The organism is Mycobacterium sp., assembly GCF_050701515.1.
Lineage (GTDB): Bacteria > Actinomycetota > Actinomycetes > Mycobacteriales > Mycobacteriaceae > Mycobacterium.
Genome location: NZ_JBOGDB010000013.1, coordinates 1 through 26771, shown reverse-complemented (window position 1 = coordinate 26771; position 26771 = coordinate 1). Strand labels below are relative to the sequence as shown.

Here is a 26771-nt window from a genome sequence, read left to right as displayed (position 1 = left end):
GTGGTGATCAGCACCGGCGGATAGCGGCGGTCCGCCGAAATATTCTGGTACGGCGAGTACTTGGCGATGAACTCCCAATCCTCCGGGTCATCCGGATCGCCGTACTCCGCCACCCACGACGCGCCCGCCAACAGAAGATGGAATCGCCGCATGTCCAGCAGCGGCACACTGCACACCAGCGCACCGAACAGCTCCGGGTATTGCGTCAACATGATGCCCATCAGCAGGCCTCCGTTACTGCCACCCTGCGCACCCAGCTGTTCAACGCCTGCGATGCCACGGTTCACCAAATCCGCTGCGACTGCGGCAAAGTCCTCCGCCACCAGATGCCGGCCTTCCCGCATCGCCTGGGTGTGCCAGCCGGGGCCGTATTCGCCGCCGCCGCGGATGTTGGCCAGCACGTAGGTGCCTCCGCGGGCCAACCACAGCCGGCCGAGCACACCGTCGTAACCGGGTGTGCGCGACACCTCGAAACCGCCGTAGCCGCCCAGCAGCGTCGGGCCGGGCCCGGCCGCGTCGCGGTGCGAGACAACGAAGTACGGAATCGCGGTGCCGTCCTTCGACGTCGCGAAATGCTGGGCCACGGTGATGTCCTCGGCGTCGAAGAACGCCGGCGCCGACTTGATCTGCTCCAGCGGGCCACCGGCGGATCCGCGTAGTAAACGTGACGGCGTGTCGAATCCGCTGGAGTCCAGAAAGATTTCGTCGCCCAGCTCGTCGGCGGTGACGATCACCGTGTTGGTGTTGGCCGGAATCCCGGGTACCGGCTCAGCCGTCCAGAGCCCTGGCGTGATCACCTCGACCCGGCTCGCGACGTCGGCCAGGGTGACGACTAACAGCTTGTCCCGCGTCCACGCGTAGTGGTGCAGGCTGGTGTGCTCGTCGGGCTGGAAAACCACCGTGAGATCGGCGGTGCCGGCGAGGAATTCGTCGTAGTCGGCTGCCAGCAGCGAACCGGCGGTGAAGCTGCCGGTTCCGGTGTGCCAGTCGGTGCGCAATTCGATCAGCAGCCAATTGCGGTGGACCGAAACGGTGGCGTCGGTCGGCGTGTCGATGCGGATGAACTCGCCGTCGCGCAGTTCGTACACCTCGTCGTTGAAGAAGTCGATGGCGCGGCGCAGCGTTGTCCGCTCGAACCCCGGTGTGCGATCCGCCGATGTCGCGACGATGACGTCGGTGCTCGCCCCGCTGAACAATGTCTCCGCATCGTCGAGTGGTTCACCGCGACGCCAACGCTTGGCCAGCCGGGGATACCCAGAGTCCGTCAGCGAGTCCTCACCGAAGTCGGTACCGACCAGCACGGTGTTCTCGTCTTCCCATTTGATCTGGGTCTTGGCTTCCGGCAATTCGAACCCGTCGGTCACGAATTCCCGTGTGCGCATGTCGAACTCGCGGACGATGGCGGCATCCGAACCACCACGGGACAAGCCGATCAGAGCGCGCGAATGGTCGGGTTCGATGACGTCGGCGCCGGCCCACACCCAGGACTGATCGTCAGCGCGACCCAGTTCATCAATGTCGATCATCACCTCCCATTCCGGGGAGTCGGTGCGGTAGCTGTCCAGCGTGGTGCGCCGCCACAGCCCGCGCGGGTTGGCCGCGTCGCGCCAGAAGTTGTACAGGTAGTCGCCGCGACGGCGGACGTAGGGAATGCGCGCATCGGTGTCGAGCACCTCGAGCGCCTCGGTGCGCATCTGTTCGAATCTTTCGTCGGACAGCTCGGCAAGCGTGGGCTCGTTGTGCTGGCGCACCCAGTCCAGCGCGTCCTCGCCGGTGATGTCCTCGAGCCACAAGTACGGGTCGTCCGCCATGGAGCTATTGTGGCCGCCCGGCGTAGTGTGACGCGTATTACACCGTCGCCGAAGACAAAGGGGAGCTGCTCATGACCGTCTACGCACGCCCGGGTTCAGCGGACGCACTGATGTCGTACGAGTCTCGCTACGGCAATTTCATTGGCGGCGAATGGGTGCCGCCGTCCGGCGGCGGGTATTTCGAAAACCCCACGCCGGTGACGGGGCAAACCTTCTGCGAGGTGCCGCGGTCGGGTGAGGCCGACATCGACAAGGCACTCGACGCCGCCCACGGCGCCGCGTCGCAGTGGGGCAAGACGGCGCCGGCCGAGCGGGCGGTCATCCTCAACAAGATCGCCGACCGCATCGAAGAGAACCTGGAATCGCTGGCACTGGCCGAGGCGTGGGACAACGGCAAACCGATCCGGGAAACGCTGAATGCGGATCTGCCGCTGGCGGTCGACCACTTCCGCTATTTCGCCGGGGCGATCCGCGCCCAGGAGGGCTCACTGAGCCAGATCGACGACGACACCGTCGCCTACCACTTCCACGAACCGCTCGGCGTGGTCGGCCAGATCATTCCGTGGAACTTCCCGATTCTGATGGCCACCTGGAAACTGGCGCCCGCATTGGCCGCGGGCAACGCCGTCGTGCTCAAGCCGGCCGAGCAGACCCCGGCGTCGATCCTGTACCTGATGTCGCTGATCGGTGACCTGCTGCCGGCCGGCGTGCTGAACGTGGTCAACGGCTTCGGCTTCGAGGCCGGCAAGCCGCTGGCATCCAGCAACCGGATCGCCAAGATCGCCTTCACCGGGGAGACCACCACCGGGCGGCTGATCATGCAGTACGCGTCGCAGAACCTCATCCCAGTCACCCTCGAGCTGGGCGGCAAGAGCCCCAACATCTTCTTCTCCGACGTGCTGGCCGCGGCCGACGACTACCAGGACAAGGCGCTCGAGGGGTTCACCATGTTCGCCCTGAACCAGGGTGAGGTGTGCACCTGCCCGTCGCGCAGCCTGATTCAGGCCGACATCTACGACGAGTTCCTCGAGCTGGCGGCCATCCGCACCAAGGCGGTGCGCCAGGGCGACCCGCTGGACACCGAGACCATGATCGGCTCACAGGCCTCCAACGATCAGCTGGAAAAGGTGTTGTCCTACATCGAGATTGGCAAGGACGAGGGCGCTCGCGTTGTCACCGGCGGCGAACGCGCCGAACTCGGCGGTGACCTGTCCGGCGGCTACTACGTCCAGCCCACCATCTTCGAGGGCACCAACAAGATGCGGATCTTCCAGGAGGAGATCTTCGGCCCGGTCGTCGCCGTCACGTCCTTCAAGGACTACGACGACGCCATCGCCATCGCCAATGACACCCTCTACGGCCTCGGCGCCGGGGTGTGGTCCCGCGACGGCAACACCGCCTACCGGGCCGGCCGCGACATCAAGGCCGGCCGGGTGTGGACCAACTGCTTCCACGCCTACCCCGCGCACGCGGCGTTCGGCGGCTACAAGCAGTCCGGCATCGGGCGGGAAAACCACAAGATGATGCTCGATCACTATCAGCAAACCAAGAACCTGCTGGTGTCCTACGGCAACAAGGCCCAGGGCTTCTTCTAATGGCCGACGCTGTTCCGCCGCGGGCGTTGATCACCCGCGCGGCCGCCGACCTGTTGACCAAGCTGTCCGACCGGCACGGAGCGCTGATGTTCCACCAGTCCGGCGGCTGCTGCGACGGCTCGTCGCCGATGTGCTACCCCGATGGCGAGTTCTTGGTCGGCGACCGCGACATCCTGCTGGCCGTCCTCGACGTCGGAGACGACGGGGTGCCGGTCTGGATCTCCGGCCCGCAGTTCGAGGCGTGGAAGCACACCCAACTGGTGATCGACGTCGTGCCCGGTCGCGGCGGCGGGTTCAGCCTCGAGGCGCCCGAAGGCCTTCGCTTTCTGTCCCGCGGTCGGGCATTCACCGACATCGAGATCAGGTTGCTGGCCGACCGCCCGCCGGTTACCGGCACCCGGTACGCAGCCGGTGAACGTCCGCCCCGGACCGGCACCCACGTCGTCGCCGAAGCGGTCGACGCTTGCCCGATACCGACGGAGCGCGCCGCACGGGTGCAGGCCTAGTGGGACGGCACACCAGTAAGGTCATAGGCGTGATACCGCTTCCGCGCGCCTGGTTGCTGACCGGCGCGATGCTGGTCGGCACCGCCGCCGGGCTGATAGCCGGTATCGCCTCGACGTTGCTGATCGCCGCCACCATCCGGCCGGACGTCGTGATCGCCCTGGTCGTCGGCGTGCCCAGCGCCGCCGGCATGCTGATGATCCTGTTCTCCAAGCGGCGATGGGTCACCACGCTCGGCGCCTTCCTCGTCGCGATGGCCCCGGGCTGGTTCGGCGTCCTGGTCGCGATCCAGGCGGTCTCCGTTGCCTGACCAGGAAGACCGCGACGCGCCGCCCGCCGACCAGACCGAGCCGCACCCGCCCCCGACCACCGACACCGGGGGCCTCGAATCGGCGCCCGATCCGGTGGACCCGCCGGCCGAAGCGGTCGCCGACCCTGAGCCGACCGAAGTCGCCGAGGACGCGCCGCCTTCGGAGCCGGTTGCGGCGCCGGAACAGCCGGTTGCCGTGCCTGCGGCGATTCAGTACCTGAAGCGCTGGACGTTCGTGCTCATGGTCGGCTCGGTATGGATCGTCGCGGAAGCCATCGGGGTCGGCTTGTACTACTGGTGGTATCACTCGCTCGACAAGACGCCGGCGGTGTTCGTGGTGCTGGTCTTCGTCGTGGTGTGCACCGTCGGCGGCTTGCTCGCCGCGATGGTGCAGAACAAACCGCTGATCTCGGCGCTGGCCATCGCGTTGATGTCGGCACCGTTCGCCGCCACGGCCGGGGCGGCGGTGCTACACGGGCTCTACTTCTGTGACTATGCAAGCCGCTGTCTGGTGGGACTCATTCCCTATTAGGGTGGCGGGGTGACCCACTATGACGTCGTCGTTCTCGGAGCAGGCCCCGGCGGATACGTCGCGGCCATTCGTGCCGCCCAACTCGGCCTGAACACCGCGGTCGTCGAACCCAAGTACTGGGGCGGGGTGTGCCTCAACGTCGGCTGCATACCGTCCAAGTCGCTGCTGCGCAACGCCGAGCTGGCGCACATCATCACCAAGGAAGCCAAGACCTTTGGGATCAGCGGCGAGCCGACGATGGACTACGGCGTCGCATATGACCGCAGCCGCAAGGTCGCCGACGGTCGCGTCGCGGGTGTGCACTTTCTGATGAAGAAGAACAAGATCACCGAGATCCACGGGTACGGCAAGTTCACCGACGACCACACGCTGGAGGTCGACCTGAACGAGGGCGACACCGAGAAGGTGACCTTCGACAACATCATCATCGCCACCGGGAGCAGCACCAGGCTGGTGCCCGGCACCTCGCTGTCGGACAACGTCGTCACCTACGAAGAGCTGATCATGTCGCGGGAACTGCCGGGGTCGATCATCATCGCCGGCGCCGGTGCCATCGGCATGGAGTTCGGCTATGTGCTGAAGAACTTCGGTGTCGATGTCACCGTGGTGGAGTTCCTGCCGCGGGCGTTGCCCAACGAGGACGCCGAGGTGTCCAAGGAGATCGAGAAGCAGTTCAAGAAGCTCGGCGTCAAGGTGCTAACCGGCACCAAGGTCGAGTCCATTTCAGATGATGGGGCAACGGCGACAGTCCGTGTCAGCAAGGACGGAAAGTCCGAAGAGCTGAAGGCCGACAAGGTGCTGCAGGCGATCGGCTTCGCGCCCAACGTCGATGGCTACGGGCTGGACGCCGCGGGCGTGCAGGTCACCGATCGCAAGGCCATCGGCATCGATGACTACATGCGCGCCAAGGTGCCGCACATCTACGCGATCGGCGACGTGACCGGCCTGCTGCAACTCGCCCACGTGGCCGAGGCGCAGGGTGTGGTGGCCGCCGAAACGATCGCGGGCGCAGACACTTTGGCGCTCGGCGACTATCGAATGATGCCGCGGGCCACGTTCTGCCAACCGCAGGTCGCCAGCTTTGGCCTCACCGAAGAGGAGGCCCGCGAGGAGGGCTACGACGTCAAGGTCGCGAAGTTCCCGTTCACCGCCAACGCCAAGGCGCACGGGCTGGGCGACCCCAGCGGTTTCGTCAAGCTGATCGCGGACGGCAAGTACGGCGAGCTGCTCGGCGGTCACCTGATCGGGCCCGACGTCTCCGAACTGTTGCCCGAGCTGACGCTGGCCCAGAAATGGGACCTGACGGCCCACGAGCTGGCCCGCAACGTGCACACCCACCCGACCCTTTCGGAGGCCTTGCAGGAATGCTTCCACGGACTCGCCGGCCACATGATCAACTTTTGAGAGCGACGGTTGTTGCCGCCGTTGGCGGTTTGATTGTCGGGCACATCCTGTGGCTGGTCGCCACTTCCTTGGCGATCGCCACGTCGGATGTGGAGCACTGGATGTTGATCATCTCCGCGGTGATCGGTGTGCTCAGCGCCGCATCGTTCGTTGTGGGTTGGCGGTGCTATCGGCGCCAGTCTCATGTCTGGGCGGCGCTTCTTCTTTGTCTGCCGATCTCCCCGGCGTTGTTGACGCTCGGCATGCTCGGCGTCATGTACCTGTAGGCGACCAACCTCGCGAATCGCAAGTCATGGGCCATAGACGGTGACTTTGCTGATCCGATGTCGGGTCAGTACGTGCCAGGCTATGCTCTTCTCTCCAGCCCTGTCGGCGTCGGGAGGAACCATGCCCAATACGAGCTACGGTCCGTGGGAACAAGAAGAGGGCTCCGATTACGACGATCCCAATTCCGGCGGCGGCGGCGACTCACATGAAGCAGAGGACGAGGACGTATACCCCGAGCAACAGCCCAAGGGAGATCCAGATCGTCCGGACGATGCATGGTGGGAGCACCAATACGGAGGCGCGGTCGATCACTACGAGGATTTGGCGGAGGATTTGGCGCGGCTGAACAAGATCGCGGGAACGTACGACCCTGATGACATTGTCACGTCGGAGGCGACGGCTCTCAACTCGGTCGCCCGACGTTACGACCCTGATGACAGCTCCACCTCGGATGTGTCCGCCCTCGACCCGTTCGGCGACACAGTCGCAGAGAGCAGCCAAGTTTCGCTGTCTTCCCAGCTGAGTTCGCCCGATCCCGACGACTTTGACCGCGCGGAGAGCGTCGTCCACGTCGGCCCGCCCATACCCGAAAGCGCGGCGGGTGAGCCAGACCTGGCCAGCAGTCCGTCCGTTGACCCGGCAGTCCCGTTCGCCGATGCACTCGAGGACACCAGCCTTTCGCCGTCGTCCCCGCTGATTTCGGCCGATCGATTCGATCCGGGCGACTCTTACCAAGCCGCGATCGTCGACGACGTCGGCGGGCCCACGCTTGATAGTGCGGCTGGTGAGCCAGAAGCGGCCGACTTTGAATTTCGGCCGGACCTTCCGGAGCAGAGGGACTGGAACGACTTCATCGGGTGACTGGCAACCGGCGGTGGCTCAGTCCGGATAGTCGAGCGGCACCTGCAGCGTCGTCATTGTGGCAGCCAGCGCATCGTATTGTCCTGCCAGCATGCAGAATTCGACCAATTGGGCACGGCTGAGGTGGCTCGACAGCGCCGTCCAGGTCTCCGGTGACACGCCACGGGTGACGACGAACTCGTCGGTGGCGGTGATCAGCGCGCGTTGCCGGTCGGTCAGACCGTCGGCGTCGGGGCCTTCGAAGATCTTGGCTTGCAGCTCCGGCCCGATGCCACGGGTGCGGGCCAGGCGGCGGTGCTGCTGCAGTTCGTACTCGCAACCACGCAGATGACCCACGCGCAGGATCACGACCTCGGCATCCTTGCGCGACAGTTTTCCGATGTAGAGCAAATATGCGCCGAACGGCAACCAGCTCCACAGCAGCGGCTTGTTGATGCCGAGTGTGGTGAACAGGTGCATCTGCGGTATTCGTTGACGCCGGGCGGCGAGCTTGCAGAATGCCCAGTTGATGAGGCCAAGTTCGCGCCGGCTGCCGTCCGACGGGATGCGGGCCGGGGCGTTTTCCGTCATGGTTGCTTCACCAGGTAGGGCGACACCGTGCTGCGGTGCTCGTCGAGGTCGAGCGCGCGGCCCAACGCGGGGAAGGCCCGCTGCGGGCAGTTGTCACGTTCACACACGCGGCAGCCCGCCCCGATCGGTGTGGCGTTCTCTCCCGACAAATCCAGTCCCTCCGAGTACACGAGCCGATGTGCATGTCTGAGCTCGCAGCCCAATCCGATCGCAAATGTCTTGCCGGGCTGACCATATCGCGACGCACGGCGCTCCACCGTCCGTGCCACCCACATGTAGCTGCGGCCGTCGGGCATCTCGGCGATCTGCGCCAGGATCTTGCCCGGGTTGGCGAACGTCTCGTAGACATTCCACAGCGGACAGGTTCCGCCGCTCGACGAGAAGTGAAAACCCGTGGCTGACTGGCGCTTTGACATGTTTCCCGCCTTGTCGACCCGGACGAACGAGAACGGCACACCGCGCATCGACGGCCGCTGCAGCGTGGACAGTCGGTGTGCGACGGTCTCGTAGCTGACGGAGTAGAACGCCGAAAGCCGCTCGACGTCGTACCGAAACTTCTCCGCGACCTCGTGAAACTGCCCGTAGGGCAACACCGTCGCTGCGGCGTAGTAGTTGGCAAGACCAAGCCGTGCCAGCGTTGTCGATTCCTCGCTGGTGAACTTGCCCTCCGCCACGAGCTTGTCGATCAGGTCGCCGAACTCCAGGTACGCCAGCTCGGCCGCCATCTTGAACACCTGCTGGCCCGCGGACAGGTGGTTGCCGACCTCGAGCGTCTTGGTTTCCGGATCGTAGCGGTGCAGCACGGTGTCACCGAGATCGAGCCGCTTGACGATGTGCACGCCGTGCACGGCCGTCAGCCGGTCGGAAAGATCGCGGGCAAGGTCGCCGCGGTGCATGCGCAGGTTGATCGTGAGGTCTTCGGCGGCGGTGTCGAGCTCGTGCAGATAGTTCTGCCGCTGGTAGAAGTAGTCGCGCACCTCTTCGTGCGGCATCGTGATCGAGCCGCTGCCGCTGCCGTCGGTGAATCGGTCCTCGGTGGCGGCGGCGAGCTGGGTGGTGGTGATGCGGTAGCGCCGGTGCAGGTTGACCATCGCGCGGGCCAGCGTGGGATGTGCGGCGACGACGTCGGCGATCTCGGCGAGGTCCACCTCGATGTCGAGATCACGGTCCAGTGTCACCTCGCGCAGCTCGGCGACCAGCCGGGTGTCGTCCTGAGAGGCGAAGAACGTCGCGTCGATGCCGAACACCTCGGTGATTCGCAAGAGCACCGCCACGGTCAACGGCCGCACGTCGTGCTCGATCTGGTTGAGGTAGCTCGGCGAGATCTCCAGCATCTGTGCCAGCGCAGCCTGGCTGAAACCGCGCTCGCTGCGAAGCTGGCGCACTCGCGAGCCGACAAACGTTTTCGCCACGTCAGCCAGCATAACCGGCTGCGAAGACATGCTTCGCATTCTTGGCAGATCGCCGGCTATGGCAGTATCTTCTCCAGCCGTTTGGAGTTAAAGGGGAGAAACCAAGCATGGCGGGAATCGCAGGTAGCACCGGTCTGGCGAAGGCGATGATGCCTGTGCCCGATCCCCACCCCGACGTCTTCGACAAGGAATGGCCGCTGCGCGTCGCCGACACCGACCGCGAGGGCCGGCTGCGGTTCGATGCCGCCACCCGGCACATCCAGGACGTCGGCTCGGACCACCTCCGCGAACTCGGCTTCGAGGAAACCCATCCGCTGTGGATCGTCCGTCGCACGATGATCGACCTGATCAGGCCGATCGACTTCCAGGACATGCTGCGACTGCGGCGCTGGTGTTCGGGAACCTCCAACCGGTGGTGCGAGATGCGTGTACGTGTAGATGGGAAGCGCGGTCGCGGATTGATGGAGTCCGAGGCGTTCTGGATCAACATCAACCGGGACACCCAGGGGCCGGCGCGTATTGCCGACGATTTCATCGAAGGCCTGCAGCGCACCACCGATGTCGACCGGCTGCGGTGGAAGGCCTATCTCAAGGCCGGCAGCCGCGAGGACGCTACCCAGATCCGCGAGTACCCGGTGCGGGTTTCCGACATCGACATCTTCGATCACATGAACAACTCCGTGTACTGGACCGTGATCGAGGACTACCTCTTCAGCACGCCGGAGATGCTGCACCAGCCGGTCCGGGTGACGATCGAGCACGACGCTCCGGTGGCACTTGGCGACAAACTGGAGATCATTTCGCACGTCCATCCGTCGGGTTCGACCGAGCAATTCGGGCCCGAACTGGCCGACCGCACAGTTACAACGCTCACATATGCGGTCGGCGAGGAAACCAAGGCGATCGCATCCATCTTCGCCCTCTGATCCGGCAGCCTTAACAGTACGGGCGTACTGACCTGCAAAAACCGTGTTCTGCTGTGTAGGCACTGAACCGTTACAGCCGATTGGCCACTTTGCAAACTTCGCAAGTTACCGGATGGCGTTAGCGAAAATTGGCATTTGAAACGGGTGGACCTGCACATATGCGGTGATGCATCCTCGGGTTAGCACAACAGCGAACTCGTTTCACAAGTTGGAGGAGCAGTCAATGTCCACCGTTGGCACGCCGAAGTCACCCGAACAGATCCAGCACGACTGGGACACCAATCCGCGGTGGAAGGGCATTGAGCGGACCTACACCCCCCAAGACGTGGTGGCCCTGCAGGGCTCCGTGGTCGAGGAGTCCACGCTGGCCCGCCGCGGCGCGGAGGTGCTGTGGGAGCAGCTACACGACATGGAGTGGGTGAACGCGCTCGGCGCGCTGACCGGCAACATGGCCGTCCAGCAGGTGCGCGCCGGTCTGAGGGCCATCTACCTGTCCGGCTGGCAGGTCGCCGGTGACGCGTACCTGTCCGGTCATACCTACCACGACCAGAGCCTGTACCCTGCCAACTCGGTGCCGCAGGTCGTGCGTCGCATCAACAACGCGCTGCTGCGGGCCGACGAGATCGCCAAGGTCGAGGGCGACCGGTCGGTGGAGAACTGGCTGGTGCCGATCGTCGCCGACGGCGAGGCCGGCTTCGGCGGTGCGCTGAACGTCTACGAGCTGCAGAAGGCGATGATCGCCGCGGGCGTCGCGGGGTCGCACTGGGAGGATCAGCTGGCGTCCGAGAAGAAGTGCGGTCACCTGGGTGGCAAGGTGCTCATCCCGACCCAGCAGCACATCCGCACGTTGACGTCGGCGCGGCTGGCGGCCGACGTCGCCGACGTGCCGACTGTGGTGATCGCCCGGACCGACGCCGAGGCGGCCACCCTGATCACCTCCGATGTCGACGAGCGTGACCAGCCGTTCATTACCGGTGAGCGGACCAAGGAGGGCTTCTACCGGGTCAAGAACGGCCTGGAGCCCTGCATCGCCCGGGCCAAGGCCTATGCGCCGTACTCCGACCTGATCTGGATGGAGACCGGCACGCCGGACCTCGAGCTGGCCAAGCAGTTCGCGGAGGGCGTCAAGGCCGAGTTCCCCGACCAGATGCTGGCCTACAACTGCTCGCCGTCGTTCAACTGGCGCAAGCACCTCGACGACGCGACCATCGCCAAGTTCCAGAAGGAGCTGGCGTCGATGGGCTTCAAGTTCCAGTTCATCACGCTGGCCGGGTTCCACGCCCTGAACTACTCGATGTTCGATCTGGCCTACGGCTACGCCCGCAACCAGATGACCGCCTACGTCGAGCTGCAGGAGCGCGAGTTCGCCGCCGAGGAGCGGGGTTACACCGCGACGAAGCACCAGCGCGAGGTCGGCGCCGGTTACTTCGACCGGATTGCGACAACGGTGGACCCGACTTCGTCGACGACGGCCCTGACCGGCTCGACCGAAGAGGGCCAGTTCCACTGACGATCAAGCGGGCGTAGCCCGCGATGAGGAAGTGGAACCGAGGCCGGAGCCACTGACGGTAAGTTGACAGCCCGTGAGCATCGAACGGGTGGGCGTGATCGGTGCCGGCCAGATGGGCTCGGGCATCGCAGAGGTGTCGGCGAAGGCCGGCGCGGACGTGGTGGTCTACGAGCCGACCGAAGAGCTGGCCACCGCGGGCCGCAACCGGATCACGGCAACGCTGGACCGCGCGGCGAGCAAGGGCAAGCTCACCGAGAGCGATCGCGACGCCGCACTGGCGAAGCTGAAGTTCACCACCAACCTGGCCGACCTGTCCGACCGCCAGCTGGTGATCGAAGCGGTCGTCGAGGACGAGGCCGTCAAGGCCAAGATCTTCGCCGAACTCGACGAGCTCATCACCGACCCCGACGCGGTTCTCGCGTCGAACACCTCCAGCATCCCAATCATGAAAATCGCTGCGGCGACAAAGAATCCGAGCCGAGTGCTCGGCCTGCACTTCTTCAACCCGGTGCCGGTCCTGCCGCTCGTCGAACTGATCAGCACGCTGGTAACGTCCGCCGATGCCGCGGCGCGGGTCGAGAAGTTCGCCAGCGACGTGCTGGGCAAGCAGGTGGTGCACTGCGGCGACCGATCGGGGTTCGTCGTCAACGCGCTGCTGGTGCCCTACCTGCTCTCGGCGATCCGGATGGTCGAGGCGGGCTTCGCCACCGTCGAGGACGTCGACAAGGCCATCGTCGCCGGGCTGTCGCACCCGATGGGCCCGCTGCGGCTGTCCGATCTCATCGGGCTGGACACGATGAAACTGATCGCCGACTCGATGTACGACGAGTACAAGGACCCGAATTACGCCCCACCGCCGCTGCTGCTGCGGATGGTCGAGGCGGGTCAGCTCGGCAAAAAGTCCGGCCAGGGCTTCTACACCTACTGACTCAATGCCGTTCTGACACGCTCGACGACGAGTCCAGGTCGATAGCGCAACTGCCGTGCGCTGACTCGCACGATCGTCCAGCCCTGGGCGGCAAGGAATTCCAGCCGTTCGATGTCTTCAGCGTGCTGAGCCGGATCCGTCCAATGTTGGACGCCGTCATATTCGACGCCCACCTTCCATTGCGGCCAACCCATATCGATGCGGCGGTTGCCAACTTGGATCTGCGTGACGAGCCGCGGGAGTCCTGATCGCATCAATAGCAGTCGCAGTCGCGTCTCCTGCGGCGATTCGGCGCCGCCGTCGACCCATGGCAGCACTGCGCGCAGATTCCGGATTCCCCTTGCGCCCGGATACCGACTCGCGATCCGCTCGACCTCGGCGACTGTGCACCGAGTGGCATTGAGTAGTGCGTCGATTCGCAGGATGGCGGGATCGATGGCACGTCGACCGAGGTCGTAGGCGGTCCGCTCAGGAGTTGTGCAAGGAATGCAGCCCTCCATGCAGCGCTCATCATCGGCGATGTAACCGCTATGGATGACGATGCCGCGCGGCGCAGACTGGCGGACTCGCGCGAGTTCAGCTGGGGCGTCGGCGGGTAGCCACCGCGTGCCCAGCATCGCTGCGGCGGAGACTCCGACCAGAGTTGCCTTGCGCCCAGACCACAGCCATGCCGCCCTAGCGCGGTCAACAGCGTCCAGTGTGAGCCCCCTTGGGGCGTAGACGTTGTGATGCACCTTGACGTATTTCGTCCGCAGCGTTTGCCGCGTCACCCGCCCGGTCGCCAAGGCTTCACTACCGACGACGAGGTCCCCCATACCGATTCGGCGCACGATTCGGCATATCGGTTCCCGAAACTACGCATTATGAGGAAAATCGGCCGAAATGTGTCAGAAACCGTAGTCTCGGCGTCCGCTAAGCCTTCGCGAGCCGCTTCTTCTCGGCCTCGATGTCGAAATCGGCTGGTGGCCAAGACAACTTGAGCCCCTCCAGCGCCTCGATGAGCAGCTCAGTGACCGCAAGCCGGCTGTACCACCTGCGGTCGCACGGCACGACGTGCCAGGGCGCGTAGTCCGTCGACGTGCGATCGAGCACCGCCTGGTACGCCTCCTGGTACTTCGGCCACAGCTTTCGCTCGTCGATGTCGCCGGGGTTGTACTTCCAATGCTTCGTCGGGTCCTCCAGCCGTTCGAGCAGTTGCTCCTTCTGCTCGTCCAGCGAGATGAACATGGCCACCTTGATCAGCGTCGTGCCGCCGTCGACGAGTTCCCGCTCGAACGTATTGATTTCGTCGTAGCGGGCGCCCCAAACATCGGGTGGCACCAGGTTGTGCACCCGGACGATGAGCACGTCTTCGTAGTGCGAGCGGTCGAATACCCCGATGTGCCCGGCCGGCGGCAACGCGTTGCGGATCCGCCACAGATAGTGATGTGCGAGTTCTTCCTCGGTCGGCTTGCCGAAGCTGGTGTAGCGCACACCCATCGGATTCACCGCGCCCACAACGTGTTTGACGATGCCGCCCTTACCCGCGGCATCCATGCCCTGCAGCACCAGCAGCACGGAGCGCTTGTCATCGGTCGCCTTGTAGTTGGCGTAAAGCAGCTCCTGCAGCTCGGCGAGCCGCTCGTTGCGTTCCGCCTGAAGCGCGGGCGCGTCGGCCTTCTTGCCGGTGAACCCGGGCGTGGCGCTGGTGTCGATGTTCGCGACTTTGTCGCCCCGACGGAATACCAGACAGTCGTGTGGCTCATGCGTCCACAGCTCGCTCATGGGATGCAGGCTAGTCAGTCAGCTGCGGCGGCACGATGGGCGACGGGTGCGGCTGTTCGCGGAACTTCTCCAGCGATCCGCCCACCTCGACGATGCCGCACAACGCGCTCCAGGACAGCATCGTCAGATAGTCGATCAGGTCGTCAGAACCCATCCGCGGGTACGACATCCAGGAGTGGGTGGCCAGCTGTACACCGCCGACGATGTGGAACGCCCACGGCTCGACTCCGTGGGTGTCCATGCCGGCCTCCTGCATCCGCCGCCGCAGCATGACCGCGAGCATGCGGGCGATGATCTGTTCGCTGTCCGCGACCACCTTGTTCTTGCTCGCAGAGTTGTTCGTCATCACGAACCGGTATGTCTCGGGCTCGTTGGCCACCGTGTCCACATACACCCGGATGATCTCGCGGGTCAGGTCGTAGCCGTCCAGGTTCGACGACAGTGCGGCGGCCATGTTCGGGATCAGTGTGGTCTGCGCGAACCGCATCATCACCGCGGTGGTGAGGTCGTTTTTGTCGACGAAGTAGCGGTACAGCACGGTCTTCGAGACGCCGATTTCGGCCGCGATCTCGTCCATGCTGACGTTGCTGCCTCGTCGGCGAATGGCTTCGAGGGTGCCATCTACCAACTCATTGCGACGCTCCACCTTGTGCTGGTGCCAGCGCCGTTTGCGTCCATCGGTCTTGACCGCCACCGGCGGGGTCTGCTGTGCCACTATCGCGGTAGTCCGTTTCCCTCGTCCCACTGAATACTACGGCGGTTGTCCGTCGGAAGGCTTGTCGGCTCGGCGTGTACCGCGCGTCGTAGCGGATGATGTAGGAGTGGCACACAGACCGAACGCCGGTAGCCGGGGGTTGCCCGAGCTTCCGGCACCGGAGGCGCGGCGGAGTTTCGCCGAGCAGCTAGCCGGCGCCGACTCCGTCGCCGACGAGGAGCGCCGCCGCGGCCTGCGGCGGATGAAGGTCGTCGCGCTGGGCTTCCTGGTCGGCGCCACCCTGATCTTCCTGCTCTGTAGCTGGGCGATGGCGGACGGCGCCGCGCCGTGGGTTGGCTATGTTCGCGCGGCCGCGGAGGCCGGCATGGTCGGCGCGCTGGCCGACTGGTTTGCGGTGACGGCGCTGTTCAGGTACCCGCTGGGGATACCGATCCCGCATACCGCGATCATCAAGCGCAAGAAAGACCAGCTCGGCGAGGGTCTGGGCGCCTTCGTCCGGGAGAACTTCATGTCGCCGGAGGTCGTCGAGACCAAGCTGCGCGATGTCGAGGTCGCCGGCCGGCTGGGCAAGTGGCTGTCGGAGCCGTCGCACGCTGAGCGGGTCGCCGGGGAGGCCGCCACGGTGCTGCGGGTGCTGGTGGAGATGCTGCGCGACGATGACGTGCAGCATGTCATCGACCGGATGATCGTCAAGCGCATCGCCGAGCCGCAGTGGGGGCCGCCGGTAGGTCGGGTGTTGTCCACGTTGCTGGCCGAGGGCCGACAGGAAGCGCTGATCCAGCTGCTGGCCGACCGGGCGTTTCAGTGGTCGCTGAACGCCGGCGAGATCATCGAGCGGGTGGTCGAGCGCGACTCGCCGAGCTGGTCGCCGCGGTGGGTCGACCACCTCGTGGGCGACCGCATCCACCGCGAGCTGATGGACTTCACCGACAAGGTGCGCCGCAATCCCGACCACGAGCTTCGGCGCTCGGCCACCAGGTTCCTGTTCGAATTCGCCGACGACCTGCAGCATGACCAGGCCACCATCGCCAGGGCCGAGAAGGTCAAGGAGCAGCTGATGGCCCGCGACGAGGTCGCGCGCGCCGCGGAGACGGCGTGGAACACCCTCAAACGCCTGATCCTGGAGTCGGTCGACGACCCGTCATCGGCCCTGCGCATTCGGATTGCCGACTCCGTCGTGCACATCGGCGAATCGCTGCGCGACGACGCTGACCTGCGCGACAAGGTGGACAACTGGATCATCCGGGCCGCCCAGCACCTGGCTTCCGAATATGGGACGGAGATCACAGCGATCATCACCGACACGATCGAGCGCTGGGACGCCGAAGAGGCCAGCCGCCGCATCGAACTTCACGTCGGGCGTGACCTGCAGTTCATCCGGATCAACGGCACCGTGGTGGGTGCTCTGGCCGGGTTGATCATCTATTCGGTAGCCCAACTACTCTTCTGACCTGCGCTAACGAGTGCTTGCAAAAGTTAGCACCCCGTCGTACGGTTGGGCCCGTCGCACACCGGATACCCAACGCAACGAGGGGGCAACCCATGCCGCAGGACGAAAATCTTGCCGCTGTGGTGTCCAGCGCCGCGCAGGACATCGGGAGTTTCATCCGAACGCAGCGGGAAGCGGCTCAGGTATCCGTGCGGCAGTTGGCCGAGAAGGCCGGTGTCAGCAATCCCTACCTCAGCCAGATCGAGCGGGGATTGCGGAAACCCTCCGCCGACGTGCTGAACCAGATCGCCAAGGCGTTGCGGGTCTCCGCCGAAGTGCTCTATGTGCGGGCCGGGATCCTGGAACCCAGCGAGACCAGCCTGGTCCGCGACGCCATCGTCACCGACACGGCGATCACCGAGCGGCAGAAGCAGGTGCTGCTCGACATCTACACGTCGTTTTGCGAACAGAACGAAGCCGTCCGTGAGGAGTCGACGACTGACTAAACACAGACCAAACGCTCTCTAGACCAACCGAATGACCGAACGAAAGAAAGAGAAAGGAAACACAACATGGCTCAGAAGAAGGCCCAGAAGGCCCAGAAGGCCCAGCCGAATGTTGACGACCTGAAGACTCCGCTGCTCGCCGCGGTGGGTGCCGCCGATCTGGCGCTCGAGCGCGTCAACGAGATCGTGGCCACCCTGCGTGACCGTGCCGGAGAGGCCCGCAGCGACGCCGAGGCGCGCGTCGAGGAGAGCCGCGCTCGGCTGACCCGGCTGCAGGAGGATCTGCCCAGCCAGTTCGATGAGCTGCGCGGCCGGCTGAGCTCCGATGAGTTGCGCAGGTTCGCGGAGGGCTACGCGGATACCGCGCAGACCACCTACAACAAGCTCGTCGAGCGTGGCGAGGTCGCCCTTGAACGGCTGCGCAGCCAGCCGGCGTTCGAGGACGCCGCGGGTCGGGTGGAGAGCTACACCGACCGGGGCGTCGAGCTGACCCAGGAGGCGCTGGGCAACGTTGCCACCCAGACCCGCGCGGTCGGCGAGCGCGCCGCCAAGCTGGTCGGCGTCGAGCTGCCCAAGAAGGCGCAGAAGAAGGCGACCCCGGTGAAGAAGGCCGCCAAGAAGGCGCCGGCCAAGAAGGCTCCGGCCAAGAAGGCTGCGGCCAAGAGGGTCACCCAGAAGTAGTAGTTCGACACCGTCCGCCCGCGAGGGCGGCGCAAAGTCGACCCGGGGACGTAACCCGCATAGGCTGACGGGCGTGGAGCTCCAAGGCCTTGTGGGTTACGTCCTTTTCATTTTGACGATTGTCGTGTTCGCGACGACGGCGTACGCGTTCGTACACGCGGCCATGCAACGCCCCGACGCCTACACCGCGGCCGGGAAGCTGACCAAGCCGGTCTGGCTGGTGATCCTCGGCGTGGGCGCGCTGCTTGCGCTGGTGCTGGGCATTATCGGCGTGGTGATCGCGGCCGTCGGCGCCGGCGTGTACCTCGTCGACGTCCGTCCCAAGATTCTCGATATCCAGGGAAAGTCGCGGTAGGCGTGCTCCGCGTGATTGCCGCCGCGCCGGCGGCAATAACCGCTTCTGTTGCCCTCGCCTCCGTCGCACCGGCCAGCCCGTTCCTGCCGAGCCCGCCGTATGTCGCGCACGTCGAGTGGGCGAAGTGGGGCGACCTGTCCAGCCTTCGGGTGTTCCCGACGGAGTCGGGCCGGCTGGCGGCGGGCCAGCTGGGCACCACCGCCCAAGCCGACGCGGCCTGGACCGAGGTGCTGACGCTTTCCCCGGACGCCGACATTCCCGGCATGCGCGACCAGTTCGACTGCCACTGGCAGCTCGCCGAATTCGCCATGCCCGGCAAGACCAGCTGGAACCTCGAGCCGTGGCGGCCCGAGGTCGGCGGCGAGCAGATGCTGGCGACCCACTGCAACCCCGGCGGCACCGAAGAACCGTTCTAGTGGCCCAGAGACGCAGCCGCGAGGAAGTCGCCGCGGTCGTCGACCACACGCTGCTGCGGCCCGAGGCCACGGAAGCCGACGTGACGATGCTGGTGGACGATGCCGCCGAGCTCGGTACTTACGCGGTCTGCGTGTCACCGTCGATGGTTGCGGTCGCCAAGGCGTCGACACCGGCGGGTCTGCACATCGCCTCCGTCGTGGGTTTCCCGTCAGGCAAACATGTTTCGGCGATCAAGGCCGCGGAGGCCACACAGGCGGTTGCCGCGGGCGCCGACGAGATCGACATGGTCATCGACGTCGGCGCCGCGCTGTCGGGTGTTTTCGATGCCGTGCGCGCCGAAGTCGCAGCCGTGCGCGCCGCCGTTCCCGACGCGGTGCTCAAGGTGATCGTCGAGTCGGCGGCGTTACTGGAACTAAGCGGCTGGCCGCTTTTGGTCGACGCGTGCGGTGTCGCCGAGGAGGCGGGAGCCGATTTCGTGAAGACGTCCACCGGGTTTCATCCCTGCGGCGGCGCGTCGACGAGGGCCGTCGAGCTGATGGCCGGCGCCGTCGCGCCACGCCTGGGGGTCAAGGCCAGCGGCGGCATTCGCACCGCTGCCGACGCCATCGCCATGCTCAGGGCCGGGGCCACGCGGCTCGGGCTGTCCGGCACCCGCGCGGTGCTCGACGGGCTGGATTAGAGACCACGCCGGCTGAGCCGGCTAGAGCCCTGCGAAGCAGGGATCCTGACTTTCCAGCGGGATCGACGCGTTGCGGGTCGAAAAGCGCGCCGTCACACCGTTATCGGTGACCCGCACGTCGTCGGCGTGAATGCCCAGCGGATAGTTCTCGGTCAGCTGGGCGCCGAACGCGTCCAGCGCGGGTTGCAGGGTCTCGCGGGGCAATGTGAAGCCCAGCCCGCTCAGGTTCACCACCTGCAGGCCGATCCCGCCGTCGACCACCTCCGGTTTGGTGGTGATGCTGCCGAGCGCGGCCTCCAGCTCGATGGTGCCGTCCGACGGATTGGTCGTGACGCCGGTGACCAGGCTGCCCACCAGCGGGATGGCGTTCTGCACGGTCTGCTTGATGCCGTCGGCGGTCCAGGTGATCGTCGCGTCCAGCGCACCGATCGTGCCCTTCGAGTTGCCGCTGGTCTGCAGCCGCACGTCGTCGATGTTCACCTGAGCCTTCATGCCGTTGGCATCGCGGATCTGGTTGCCCGCGGTTTCGATCGAGATGTTGCCGTAGTGGCCGGTCATGTGTTGCAGCAGGAACGGCGTCGCGCCGAAGGACACGCTGACGTCGTCCTGCACTACGCATTCGGTGGCCGCGGCCACCACATCGTCGGCGCGGCTGCGCGCGTACAGTTCCGCGGCCAGCACGCCCGCGGCGACGACGGCCACCACGATGACGAGGACCAGCACGATGGACAGCGGATCGCGGAAGAGTTTCTTGATCTTCACGAGCGGCGAGGAGCCCTTCTGCGGGGGTTCGGCGTGCGGCGGGGGTGCCGTGTTGCCGGGTGCGTTCTGCGGGAACTGTGGCGGTGGTGGGACGGGCGGGGCCTGGTTGGCGGGGCGGGCCCAGGGATCGGTCACCCCCGCGATTCTGCCTTATCGACATGTGCGAAGTCTGAGCGGTTACGCAGCACCGCGATCGTGTCCCGAACCGGCCCGACGGTATCCACCTCGACGTCGGTGACGAGCAGTTGCGGGTCGGCCCCCGCCGTCGTCAGCACCTCGCCCAGCGGCGAGGCCACCAAGCTGCCGCCCACCCCGGTCGGTCCCACCGCGGCGATCTCGTCGCCCGGATACGCCTGACCGACCGCGGCGAGGAAGCTCGTGGTGTCCAATGCCCGCGCGCGGGCCAGCAACGTCCACTGCTCGAGCTTGCCCGATCCCGAGCCCCATGAGGCGTGCACGGTGATGAGTTGCGCCCCGCGCCGGGCCAGCTCGACGTAGAGCTCGGGGAACCGCACGTCGTAGCAGAGACTCAGCCCGACGGAAACACCATCGACCGTGATGACCACCGGCTGGTGCCCCGGCGCGACGGTGTGGGACTCGGTGAAGCCGAACGCGTCGTAGAGGTGGATCTTGTGGTAGTGGGCATCGACGCTGGGGCCCGCCGCGATCAGCGTGTTGGTCACCCGGCCGTCGTCGGCCGGAACGAACATGCCGGCGACGACGGTGATCCCGGCATCGCCTGCGATGCGGCGCACGCCGTCGGCCCACGGCCCGTCCAGCGGCTCGGCCACCGGGGCCAGCGGCACCCCGAACCGGCACATCGTCGCCTCGGGGAACAGCAACAGGGTCGCGCCCGCCTCGGCCGCCCGACGGGTGTAGCCCTCGACCAGTTCCAGGTTGGCCACCGGCTCGGTGCCGCTCTGGATCTGGGCCAGCGCAATTCGCATGGCCGTCAGCCTAGCGGCGCGATCACCGACCACGGAACCGTGAGCACGCCGTCGCGCATCCGGCGGCGGGGTGGCTCGACCGGCCAGCCGTGACCGCGCAGGGCGCCCAGCATCGCGCGCCAGCGCTCCCGCGGGCCGAACACGCCGTGACCGGCGACGCCGGCCCACGCGCGGTCGGCGGCGACCAGCAGCGTGTTGATCGGCTGACCCGAGACATTGTGGTGGATAAGCACTTTCGGAAGCCGTTCGGCCAGATCCGATGGACGCTCGATGGCGAACGGGTCGCACGCCAGGGTCAGGCTGACCGGCCCGTCGCCGTCGAGCAGCACCCAGCCGCATCGCCTGCCGAGCTCGTCACAGGTCCCGTCGACGATCAGACCGCCGGGCGCCAGCCGGGCCCGCATCGCCGACCACGCCGCGTCAACCGCGTCGACCGGGTACTGGCGCAGCACGTTGAATGCCCGCACCAGCACCGGGCGCAGCTCGGCCAGCTCGAAGCCGCCGAGGCCGAACTCCACACCGCCTTGCGACGGCACCACCCGGGTCGGGGCGATCTCCAGGCCCATCACCCGCACGTCGGCGCGCACCGCGCGCAGCCGGGTCGCCAGCTCGAGGGTGGTCACCGGCAGCGCGCCGTAGCCGAGGTCGATCACCAACGGCTCGTCGGCGGCCTGCAGCGCGATGCGGACCCGCGGCGAGTGCACCAGCCAGCGGTCGCAACGGCGCAGCCGGTTGTGCCCGGTGGTGCCCCGGGTGATCGCGCCGACGGGCTTAGTGATGCTTGGAGATCCAATCAGCGGTGAACGCCTCCTCGGCGTCGAAGAGTTCCTTGATGTGGTGCAGGATCAGATCCTCCAGCGGCCCGCCGATGAACGGGATGTACACCTTGCACACGCTGGCCAGCCGCAACTGGCTGCCGGTAGCGGTTTCGGTGAGAAAGTACCTGCCGCCGAAATGCCCGGGACCGTGCGGGATGCTGGCCCGGTAGCTGCCCTCAGCCCGGCCGTTGATGTGGTCGTACGGTTCGAAATGCTGTTCGCGGGTGATGATCAGGTCGGCGGGCATCACGGTGCGCGCGATCGCGGGCAGGTACATCTTCGGCAAATTCTGCTTGAAGACGATGTCGGTGCCGGAGCCGGTGGACGTGAACGTCGTGATCTCGGACTGCGGGGTCAGGAACCGGTACGCGTCCATCAGGGTTTCCCAGTACCCGCGGCTGGTGAAGTCCTGGTAGATCTTCTCGGCGGGTGCGTCGAAGGAGATCTTGTAGTCCATACGACGAGCCATAACACCAGGTTACCGGCGGGTTACGCGTTCTGAATGATCCACGCCGTGGTGAAGCGCTGTTCGGCGATCAGCAATTCGACGAGTTGGCTGCCGATGAAGTTCTCGACCTTGCCGCCCACCAGCGGGATCCGTACCTCGACGGTAGCGCTGAACTCCAGCCGCGAGCCGGCGGTCGCGGCGGGCGCCAGCACCGCGGTGCCCGACAGCGTGACGGGCGCCCCGGGGATGCTGCCCGTGACGGTGGCGGACGCCGTGCCGTCGCTGACCGGGCTCCACCGCTCCTCACGAACGATGCTCAGGTCACCGGGATGGAACTGCGTCACCATGCCGGGCAGCCGGTCGACGCGCAGCACCTGTGTGGTGATGACGTCGACGCCACCGTTACCGTCGACCTCCATCGAGTCCAGCGCCGCCTCGTCGGCGCCGGAATCCGCCAGTCGCTCAAGCCAGTACGTCTCGTCGCTGAATGCCCGGTGGACCTGTTCGACGGTGCCCTCGTACTCGGCGGCCATGTCGAATGATCGCGGCATAGCTGGCCAGGCTACCGTTACCGCCCGTGGTCAGTTCGCTGATAGGGGGTGTGGCGGTCGCCGACGCGGTGCCGCTCGCGCCGCTCACCACGCTGCGTGTCGGCCCCGTCGCGCGGCGGCTGATCAGCTGCGAGCGCACCGACCAGATCGTCGATGTGTTGCGTGCGCTCGATGCGGATCCATCCGGGCCCGTGCTGGTGCTGGCCGGCGGATCCAACGTGGTGCTGGCCGACGACGTGGGTGACCTGACCGTGGTCCGGCTGGCCAACACCGGCATCAGCGTCGACGGCAACATCCTGCGCGCCGAGGCCGGCGCGGTGTGGGACGACGTCGTCGTCACCGCCTTGCAGCATGGCCTTGGCGGCCTGGAATGCCTGTCGGGGATACCGGGCTCGGCCGGCGCCACACCGGTGCAGAACGTCGGCGCCTATGGGGCGGAGGTCTCCGACACGATCCGGCGGGTGCGGCTGCTGGACCGCGCCAGCGGCGAGGACCGCTGGGTCGGCGGAAACGAGCTCGGCTTCGGCTATCGGACCAGCGTTCTCAGGCACTCGGATGCGGCCATCGTGCTGGAGGTCGAATTCGTCCTCGACGCCGAAAACCGCAGTGCGCCTTTGCGTTACGGCGAGCTGACCGCGACGCTCGGCGCCGAGTCCGGCGAGCGCACCGACCCGGCCCTGGTGCGGGATGCGGTGCTGGCGCTGCGGACGCGCAAGGGCATGGTGCTCGACGACAGCGACCATGACACCTGGAGCGTCGGATCGTTCTTCACCAACCCGGTGGTCACGCCCGCCGAGTTCGACCGGCTGCAGCGCACCATCGACGGACGGGTGCCCAACTACCCCGCGCCCAACGGGGTGAAGCTGGCCGCGGCCTGGCTGGTCGAGCACGCCGGTTTCCACAAGGGCTTCCCTGGCGACGAGGCGCGGGCCCGGCTATCCACCAAGCATGCGCTGGCGCTGACCAATCGCGGCGGCGCCACGGCGGCCGACGTGATCGGCCTGGCCAGGACGGTGCGCGACGGTGTTAGAACGGCATTCGGGATCGAACTCACAGCCGAGCCGTCCCTGATCGGCTGCTCTCTGTAGGTATCTTGGATACACGTGAGCACAGCCGCCAACCGCAACCCGCTACCGCCGGTGAACCGGCGGCGGGCCCTGACCGCACTCGCGGTCGGGGTGGTTGCTCCGGGCGCACTGGCGTCCTGCTTCGGCGGGTCGAACAAATCATCCAACGGCGCCGAGGCGCCGGGCGCGCCGTCGGTGACCTATACGCCGGAGAACGCCGCAGCCGACGTGCTGCCGACCGCGCCGGTCGGCAGCGAGGTGCGCGACGGCTGGTTCCAGCGGGTCAGCCTGACCAACCCGGACGGCATGGTGATCGCCGGCGTGATCAACCGGGAACGCACCGCGTTCAACACCACCGAGCCGCTCGGCTACGGCGCCGAGTACACCTGGGCCGGTTCGGTGGTGGGCCGCGACGGCCAGGCCGCGCCGGTGGACGGCAAGTTCACCACGCTCAATCCCACGGCCCAGGTCAACGGCCAGTTCCAGCTCGCCGACGGCCAAGTCGTCGGCGTCGCGGCGCCGATCATCCTGCAGTTCGACGCGGCGATCAGTGACAAGGCCACGGTTCAGCGCGCGGTGACGGTCACCACCGACCCGCCGGTCGAAGGCAGCTGGGCGTGGCTGCCCGACGAGGTCGGCGGATCGCGCATGCACTGGCGCACCCGCGAGTACTACCCGGCCGGCACCAAGGTGCACGTCGACGCCAAGCTGTATGGGGTGGCGTTCGGCGACGGCGCGTACGGCGCGGCGGACTCGACGCTGGCCTTCGAGATCGGACGCCGGCAGGTGGTCAAGGGGAACGCGCCGTCGCACCGCATCCAGGTGGAGACCGACGAGGGCGTCATCATGGACTTTCCGTGCAGCTACGGATCCGGCGACCTGCCGCGCAACGTCACCCGCAGCGGCGTCCACGTCGTCAGCGAGAAGTACGAGGACTTCTGGATGACCAACCCGGCGGCGGGCTACGCCAATCTGCACGAGCGGTGGTCGGTGCGGATCTCCAACAACGGCGAGTTCATCCACGCCAACCCGGCAAGCCTTGGCGCCCAGGGCAACACGAACGTCAGCAATGGCTGCATCAACCTGTCGCCATCCGACGCGGAGCAGTACTTCCGCAGCGCGATCTACGGCGATCCGGTCGAAATCACCGGCACCTCGATCCAGCTGTCGTACTCCGACGGCGACATCTGGGACTGGGCCGTGGACTGGGACACCTGGGTGTCGATGTCGGCGATGCCGCCGCCGAACGCGCCGGCGCCGGAGACGTCGATCCCCAGCACCGCACCGGCCACCCCGTCGGGTGCACCGCAGCCGATCAGCGGCCAGCCCGGCGGTTGAACCGAGAGGCGCTGGCCTGGTCGCGCGGCCGGATGACGATCAGATCGAGATTGACGTGCGACGGCCGCGACGCCACGAACCCGATCACCTCGGCGATGTCGTGGGCCACCAGTGGGGTGACGCCCCGGTAGACGGCGTCGGCGCGTTCCTGGTCACCGTCGAATCGCACCAGGGAGAACTCCGTCTCCACCATGCCCGGTGCAATCTCGGTGAGCCGCACCGGCTTTCCCAACAACTCACCGCGCAACGTGCGATGCAGCGCGCCCTGCGCGTGTTTGGCGGCGGTGTAGCCGCTGCCGCCGTCGTACGTCTCCAACGCGGCGATCGAGGTGACCGTCACGACCAGGCCGTCGCCAGAGGCGATCAGCTTCGGCAGCAGCGCGCGGGTCATCCGCAGCGTGCCGAGCACATTGGTCTCCCACATCCAGCGCCAGTGGTCGAGGTCGGCGTCGGCGACCGGCTCCAAACCCTTGGCCCCGCCGGCGTTGTTGACCAGCACGTCGACCCGTTCCAGCCCGCCGGCCAGCGCCGCCACCGCATCGTCGTCAGTGACGTCCGCCACAACCGCGGTGCCGGCGATCTCGTCCGCGAGAGTCTTGATCCGGTCCGCCCGGCGCGCCACACACACCACATGAAACCCTTGTGCCGCAAGGGTTCTCGCGGTCGCCTCGCCGATACCGGCGCTGGCGCCGGTGACCACCGCGACCCGCTGACCCGCCTCGGGTGACGTCATATGGCCAACTCTAATGACGCCCGGAAGCCACCGCCTGACGAGCTTCGGTGCGATGGCGGTGTAGACATGTCTGTGTGCGCCTAGCAACGGATTTGCCCGGGCCCGATGTCGCCGGCCTTCCGGCTCCGCGTCGAGTCGCCGTGCTGGCGGTGCACACCTCGCCATTGGCCCAACCGGGGACCGGTGACGCCGGGGGCATGAACGTCTACGTCCTGCAGAGCGCGCTGCAGATGGCCCGCCGCGGCGTCGAGGTGGAGATCTTCACCCGCGCCACCTCGTCGGTCGAACCGCCGGCCGTGCCGGTGGCTCCCGGGGTGCTGGTCCGCAATGTGGTGGCCGGCCCGTTCGAAGGACTGGACAAATACGATCTGCCCACGCAGCTGTGCGCGTTCACCGCGGGCGTGCTGCGCGCCGAAGCCACCCACGAGCCGGGCTACTACGACATCGTGCACTCGCACTATTGGCTGTCCGGGCAGGTCGGCTGGCTGGCGCGGGATCGGTGGGCGGTGCCGCTGGTGCACACCGCGCACACCCTCGCCGCGGTCAAGAACGCCGCGCTGGCCGACGGTGATTCACCCGAGCCGGCGCTGCGGGCGGTCGGCGAGCAGCAGGTGGTCGACGAAGCCGACCGGTTGATAGTCAACACCGAACACGAAGCGCAGCAACTGATTTCGCTTCACCGCGCCGATCCGGCGCGCATCGATGTGGTGCACCCGGGTGTGGACCTGGATACCTTCACGCCCGGCGACCGGCGGGCCGCACGAGCCGCGCTCGGGCTGAACCCCGACGAGCATGTGCTGGCGTTCGTCGGGCGCATCCAGCCGTTGAAGGGTCTCGACGTCGCCATCCGTGCCCTCGCCGAGATGCAGAACGACGAAGCGATCCTGGTCGTGGTCGGTGGCCCGAGCGGCGTCGACGGCATCACCGAGGC

Annotated in this window: 31 protein-coding genes; 19 read left to right on the top strand and 12 right to left on the bottom strand. The window is 66.6% G+C overall.

Going from position 1 to position 26771, the window contains the following annotated elements; translation table 11 throughout:
- Window positions 1-1811, bottom strand: a 1811-nt coding sequence (locus ACRDU5_RS01295; protein WP_526612413.1) for a prolyl oligopeptidase family serine peptidase, incomplete at its 3' end; no start/stop codon positions are given.
- 71 nt (window positions 1812-1882) lie between these two features.
- Here ACRDU5_RS01295 and adh point away from each other — a divergent pair.
- From adh to ACRDU5_RS01260, 7 genes are read left to right on the top strand one after another with little or no spacing between them, the layout of a single operon-like run.
- Window positions 1883-3406 carry an aldehyde dehydrogenase gene (adh, locus tag ACRDU5_RS01290; protein ID WP_526612412.1) on the top strand — a complete coding sequence of 508 codons (1524 nt, stop codon included), beginning with the start codon at window positions 1883-1885 and terminating at the stop codon, window positions 3404-3406.
- Entirely contained in the window at window positions 3406-3912 is a 507-nt protein-coding gene (locus tag ACRDU5_RS01285) for a DUF779 domain-containing protein (RefSeq protein ID WP_526612411.1), read from the top strand. The genes adh and ACRDU5_RS01285 overlap by 1 nt, the downstream gene beginning before the upstream one ends.
- A 29-nt stretch (window positions 3913-3941) precedes the next feature.
- Window positions 3942-4220 carry a putative holin gene (locus ACRDU5_RS01280; protein WP_526612410.1) on the top strand — a complete coding sequence of 93 codons (279 nt, stop codon included), beginning with the start codon at window positions 3942-3944 and terminating at the stop codon, window positions 4218-4220.
- Entirely contained in the window at window positions 4213-4752 is a 540-nt protein-coding gene (locus ACRDU5_RS01275) for a hypothetical protein (protein ID WP_526612409.1), read from the top strand. The genes ACRDU5_RS01280 and ACRDU5_RS01275 overlap by 8 nt, the downstream gene beginning before the upstream one ends.
- A 9-nt stretch (window positions 4753-4761) precedes the next feature.
- The gene (gene lpdA, locus ACRDU5_RS01270; RefSeq protein WP_526612408.1) at window positions 4762-6156 is read left to right on the top strand and encodes a dihydrolipoyl dehydrogenase; all 1395 of its coding nucleotides are present in this window, start codon (window positions 4762-4764) and stop codon (window positions 6154-6156) included.
- Window positions 6153-6422: a hypothetical protein gene (locus tag ACRDU5_RS01265; RefSeq protein WP_526612407.1), complete on the top strand. Its 270-nt coding sequence runs from the start codon at window positions 6153-6155 to the stop codon at window positions 6420-6422. The genes lpdA and ACRDU5_RS01265 overlap by 4 nt, the downstream gene beginning before the upstream one ends.
- Before the next feature lie 40 nt (window positions 6423-6462).
- A complete protein-coding gene (locus ACRDU5_RS01260) occupies window positions 6463-7284 on the top strand; it encodes a hypothetical protein (RefSeq protein WP_526612406.1) in 822 nt (273 codons plus the stop codon).
- Window positions 7285-7302: 18 nt separating this feature from the next.
- Here ACRDU5_RS01260 and ACRDU5_RS01255 read toward each other — a convergent pair whose 3' ends face one another.
- Window positions 7303-7854 carry a carboxymuconolactone decarboxylase family protein gene (locus ACRDU5_RS01255; protein ID WP_526612405.1) on the bottom strand — a complete coding sequence of 184 codons (552 nt, stop codon included), beginning with the start codon at window positions 7852-7854 and terminating at the stop codon, window positions 7303-7305.
- Window positions 7851-9266 (bottom strand): acetate metabolism transcriptional regulator RamB, encoded by a 1416-nt coding sequence (ramB, locus tag ACRDU5_RS01250; RefSeq protein WP_526612404.1) that lies wholly within the window; start codon window positions 9264-9266, stop codon window positions 7851-7853. Before ramB ends, ACRDU5_RS01255 begins: the two co-directional genes overlap by 4 nt.
- 107 nt (window positions 9267-9373) lie before the next feature.
- Here ramB and ACRDU5_RS01245 point away from each other — a divergent pair, with 107 nt between their 5' ends.
- The 3 genes from ACRDU5_RS01245 (at window position 9374) to ACRDU5_RS01235 (ending at window position 12630) form a co-directional block, all read left to right on the top strand.
- Entirely contained in the window at window positions 9374-10192 is an 819-nt protein-coding gene (locus ACRDU5_RS01245; protein WP_526612403.1) for an acyl-[acyl-carrier-protein] thioesterase, read from the top strand.
- A 223-nt stretch (window positions 10193-10415) separates the two neighbouring features.
- Entirely contained in the window at window positions 10416-11702 is a 1287-nt protein-coding gene (gene aceA, locus ACRDU5_RS01240) for an isocitrate lyase (RefSeq protein ID WP_526612402.1), read from the top strand.
- Window positions 11703-11775: 73 nt separating this feature from the next.
- The gene (locus ACRDU5_RS01235) at window positions 11776-12630 is read left to right on the top strand and encodes a 3-hydroxyacyl-CoA dehydrogenase family protein (protein ID WP_526612401.1); all 855 of its coding nucleotides are present in this window, start codon (window positions 11776-11778) and stop codon (window positions 12628-12630) included.
- Here the strand turns inward: ACRDU5_RS01235 and ACRDU5_RS01230 are convergent.
- From ACRDU5_RS01230 to ACRDU5_RS01220, 3 genes are all read right to left on the bottom strand, one after another.
- Window positions 12624-13445, bottom strand: a complete 822-nt coding sequence (locus ACRDU5_RS01230; RefSeq protein ID WP_526612415.1) for an endonuclease domain-containing protein — start codon at window positions 13443-13445, stop codon at window positions 12624-12626. The genes ACRDU5_RS01235 and ACRDU5_RS01230 overlap by 7 nt on opposite strands.
- Window positions 13446-13542: 97 nt before the next feature.
- A complete protein-coding gene (locus ACRDU5_RS01225; protein WP_526612400.1) occupies window positions 13543-14394 on the bottom strand; it encodes a polyphosphate kinase 2 family protein in 852 nt (283 codons plus the stop codon).
- Between the two features lie 10 nt (window positions 14395-14404).
- Window positions 14405-15109 (bottom strand): TetR/AcrR family transcriptional regulator, encoded by a 705-nt coding sequence (locus tag ACRDU5_RS01220; RefSeq protein WP_526612399.1) that lies wholly within the window; start codon window positions 15107-15109, stop codon window positions 14405-14407.
- Between the two features lie 106 nt (window positions 15110-15215).
- On the opposite strand from ACRDU5_RS01220, the gene ACRDU5_RS01215 reads away from it, so the two are divergent.
- The 6 genes from ACRDU5_RS01215 to deoC all read left to right on the top strand — a co-directional run bounded on the left by ACRDU5_RS01215 (window position 15216) and on the right by deoC (window position 19176).
- Window positions 15216-16559 (top strand): DUF445 domain-containing protein, encoded by a 1344-nt coding sequence (locus ACRDU5_RS01215; RefSeq protein ID WP_526612398.1) that lies wholly within the window; start codon window positions 15216-15218, stop codon window positions 16557-16559.
- Window positions 16560-16651: 92 nt separating this feature from the next.
- Window positions 16652-17044: a helix-turn-helix domain-containing protein gene (locus ACRDU5_RS01210; RefSeq protein WP_526612397.1), complete on the top strand. Its 393-nt coding sequence runs from the start codon at window positions 16652-16654 to the stop codon at window positions 17042-17044.
- A gap of 66 nt (window positions 17045-17110) precedes the next feature.
- The gene (locus tag ACRDU5_RS01205; protein ID WP_526612396.1) at window positions 17111-17725 is read left to right on the top strand and encodes a heparin-binding hemagglutinin; all 615 of its coding nucleotides are present in this window, start codon (window positions 17111-17113) and stop codon (window positions 17723-17725) included.
- Window positions 17726-17798: 73 nt separating this feature from the next.
- Window positions 17799-18080 carry a DUF2516 family protein gene (locus tag ACRDU5_RS01200; RefSeq protein ID WP_526612395.1) on the top strand — a complete coding sequence of 94 codons (282 nt, stop codon included), beginning with the start codon at window positions 17799-17801 and terminating at the stop codon, window positions 18078-18080.
- Between the two features lie 2 nt (window positions 18081-18082).
- The gene (locus tag ACRDU5_RS01195; protein WP_526612394.1) at window positions 18083-18496 is read left to right on the top strand and encodes a DUF2599 domain-containing protein; all 414 of its coding nucleotides are present in this window, start codon (window positions 18083-18085) and stop codon (window positions 18494-18496) included.
- Window positions 18496-19176 (top strand): deoxyribose-phosphate aldolase, encoded by a 681-nt coding sequence (deoC, locus tag ACRDU5_RS01190; protein ID WP_526612393.1) that lies wholly within the window; start codon window positions 18496-18498, stop codon window positions 19174-19176. The genes ACRDU5_RS01195 and deoC overlap by 1 nt, the downstream gene beginning before the upstream one ends.
- Window positions 19177-19197: 21 nt before the next feature.
- Here deoC and ACRDU5_RS01185 read toward each other — a convergent pair whose 3' ends face one another.
- Genes ACRDU5_RS01185 through ACRDU5_RS01165 form a run of 5 tightly spaced genes read right to left on the bottom strand, consistent with a single transcriptional unit; the run spans window position 19198 to window position 22702 of the window.
- Window positions 19198-20073 carry an LmeA family phospholipid-binding protein gene (locus ACRDU5_RS01185; RefSeq protein WP_526612392.1) on the bottom strand — a complete coding sequence of 292 codons (876 nt, stop codon included), beginning with the start codon at window positions 20071-20073 and terminating at the stop codon, window positions 19198-19200.
- On the bottom strand, window positions 20070-20885 hold the full coding sequence (locus ACRDU5_RS01180; protein ID WP_526612391.1) for a carbon-nitrogen hydrolase family protein: 816 nt from the start codon (window positions 20883-20885) through the stop codon (window positions 20070-20072). Before ACRDU5_RS01180 ends, ACRDU5_RS01185 begins: the two co-directional genes overlap by 4 nt.
- Window positions 20886-20890: 5 nt before the next feature.
- Complete coding sequence (locus tag ACRDU5_RS01175) at window positions 20891-21664, bottom strand: class I SAM-dependent methyltransferase (RefSeq protein WP_526612414.1); 774 nt, start codon at window positions 21662-21664, stop codon at window positions 20891-20893.
- On the bottom strand, window positions 21657-22172 hold the full coding sequence (locus ACRDU5_RS01170) for a DUF2505 family protein (RefSeq protein WP_526612390.1): 516 nt from the start codon (window positions 22170-22172) through the stop codon (window positions 21657-21659). The genes ACRDU5_RS01175 and ACRDU5_RS01170 overlap by 8 nt, the downstream gene beginning before the upstream one ends.
- A gap of 20 nt (window positions 22173-22192) precedes the next feature.
- A complete protein-coding gene (locus ACRDU5_RS01165; protein ID WP_526612389.1) occupies window positions 22193-22702 on the bottom strand; it encodes a DUF2505 family protein in 510 nt (169 codons plus the stop codon).
- 26 nt (window positions 22703-22728) lie between these two features.
- Between ACRDU5_RS01165 and ACRDU5_RS01160 the strand changes: the two genes are divergently transcribed.
- Window positions 22729-23790, top strand: a complete 1062-nt coding sequence (locus ACRDU5_RS01160) for a UDP-N-acetylmuramate dehydrogenase (RefSeq protein ID WP_526612388.1) — start codon at window positions 22729-22731, stop codon at window positions 23788-23790.
- A gap of 15 nt (window positions 23791-23805) precedes the next feature.
- Window positions 23806-25107 carry an Ig-like domain-containing protein gene (locus ACRDU5_RS01155; RefSeq protein WP_526612387.1) on the top strand — a complete coding sequence of 434 codons (1302 nt, stop codon included), beginning with the start codon at window positions 23806-23808 and terminating at the stop codon, window positions 25105-25107.
- On the opposite strand, the gene ACRDU5_RS01150 is transcribed toward ACRDU5_RS01155, so the two are convergent.
- Window positions 25085-25840 carry an SDR family NAD(P)-dependent oxidoreductase gene (locus ACRDU5_RS01150; protein WP_526612386.1) on the bottom strand — a complete coding sequence of 252 codons (756 nt, stop codon included), beginning with the start codon at window positions 25838-25840 and terminating at the stop codon, window positions 25085-25087. The genes ACRDU5_RS01155 and ACRDU5_RS01150 overlap by 23 nt on opposite strands.
- A 74-nt stretch (window positions 25841-25914) precedes the next feature.
- Between ACRDU5_RS01150 and ACRDU5_RS01145 the strand changes: the two genes are divergently transcribed.
- The coding region (locus ACRDU5_RS01145) for a glycosyltransferase (protein WP_526612385.1) at window positions 25915-26771 on the top strand (857 nt) is incomplete at its 3' end.

Coding starts and splice junctions, on each gene's coding strand:
- ACRDU5_RS01150 (WP_526612386.1), bottom strand. CDS start 25,840: ATGACGTCACCCGAGGCGGGTCAGCGGGTCGCGGTGGTCACCGGCGCC.
- adh (WP_526612412.1), top strand. CDS start 1,883: ATGACCGTCTACGCACGCCCGGGTTCAGCGGACGCACTGATGTCGTAC.
- ACRDU5_RS01165 (WP_526612389.1), bottom strand. CDS start 22,702: ATGCCGCGATCATTCGACATGGCCGCCGAGTACGAGGGCACCGTCGAA.
- ACRDU5_RS01205 (WP_526612396.1), top strand. CDS start 17,111: ATGGCTCAGAAGAAGGCCCAGAAGGCCCAGAAGGCCCAGCCGAATGTT.
- ACRDU5_RS01230 (WP_526612415.1), bottom strand. CDS start 13,445: ATGGGGGACCTCGTCGTCGGTAGTGAAGCCTTGGCGACCGGGCGGGTG.
- ACRDU5_RS01210 (WP_526612397.1), top strand. CDS start 16,652: ATGCCGCAGGACGAAAATCTTGCCGCTGTGGTGTCCAGCGCCGCGCAG.
- ACRDU5_RS01245 (WP_526612403.1), top strand. CDS start 9,374: ATGGCGGGAATCGCAGGTAGCACCGGTCTGGCGAAGGCGATGATGCCT.
- ACRDU5_RS01180 (WP_526612391.1), bottom strand. CDS start 20,885: ATGCGAATTGCGCTGGCCCAGATCCAGAGCGGCACCGAGCCGGTGGCC.
- ACRDU5_RS01170 (WP_526612390.1), bottom strand. CDS start 22,172: ATGGCTCGTCGTATGGACTACAAGATCTCCTTCGACGCACCCGCCGAG.
- ACRDU5_RS01255 (WP_526612405.1), bottom strand. CDS start 7,854: ATGACGGAAAACGCCCCGGCCCGCATCCCGTCGGACGGCAGCCGGCGC.
- ACRDU5_RS01285 (WP_526612411.1), top strand. CDS start 3,406: ATGGCCGACGCTGTTCCGCCGCGGGCGTTGATCACCCGCGCGGCCGCC.
- aceA (WP_526612402.1), top strand. CDS start 10,416: ATGTCCACCGTTGGCACGCCGAAGTCACCCGAACAGATCCAGCACGAC.
- ACRDU5_RS01225 (WP_526612400.1), bottom strand. CDS start 14,394: ATGAGCGAGCTGTGGACGCATGAGCCACACGACTGTCTGGTATTCCGT.